General features: G+C 59.4%; 1 protein-coding gene. It reads right to left on the bottom strand.

Annotation, left to right across the window (positions count from 1 at the left end; genetic code table 11):
• The coding region (locus ACWUKX_RS31080; protein WP_456010474.1) for an ATP-dependent DNA ligase at positions 1-271 on the bottom strand (271 nt) is incomplete at both ends.

The following is a 271-nucleotide window of genomic DNA, read 5'->3' as shown; positions in this document are numbered from 1 at the left end:
CAGCTCGTCTGCACACCTGAGCGATAGGGGGCATCCGCTCGCTTGGATACGATCCCCTCCAAGCCCATCCGGCATGCATGTTCAAACACGTCGCTGCCGCTCACCTCCAGATGCTCGGCATAGGTCAATGTCGGCGCCCTGTCCTTCACCAGCTTTTCTAGCGCGGCTTTGCGTTTCACCAGCGGCTGTTGCCGGAGATCCCGACCGTTGAGGTGCAGCAGGTCGAACGCATAGAAGATGACCTTCGGCGAGTTTGGATTGCCCAATTCCC

The sequence above is a fragment of the Mesorhizobium sp. f-mel genome, assembly GCF_053850215.1.
This window is presented reverse-complemented; position numbering and strand designations above follow the sequence as displayed.